The organism is Pseudoalteromonas sp. S4492 (genome assembly GCF_005886115.1).
GTDB lineage: Bacteria > Pseudomonadota > Gammaproteobacteria > Enterobacterales > Alteromonadaceae > Pseudoalteromonas > Pseudoalteromonas gelatinilytica.
Genome location: NZ_PNCP01000342.1, coordinates 1 through 256, shown reverse-complemented (window position 1 = coordinate 256; position 256 = coordinate 1). Strand labels below are relative to the sequence as shown.

The window sequence follows — 256 nt, the reverse complement described above, 5'->3', positions numbered from 1 at the left end:
GACAAGGAATGTCTGCATGACTGTCTCTGCTTCTGCTGCCTCCGCTTCTTCTGGTTCGCCGCGTCTGTTGATCGCCCCTGACAGCTTCAAGGAAGCGCTGGCAGCCAGTGATGCCGCCGAAGCCATGGCGCGGGGTGTTCGCCGAGTATTGCCCGAGGCACAGATCGATCTCTGCCCGCTGGGGGATGGCGGTGAGGGCACGCTGGCGGCGTTGTTGGCGGCGGCCAGTGAAGCAGACCCCATCGAGGCGCGCAGC

1 protein-coding gene is annotated in these 256 nt (G+C 64.8%); it reads left to right on the top strand.

From position 1 onward, the window contains the following. Positions 1-16: 16 nt before the first annotated feature. Positions 17-256, top strand: a 240-nt coding sequence (locus CWC28_RS21760) for a glycerate kinase (protein ID WP_171038375.1), incomplete at its 3' end; no start/stop codon positions are given.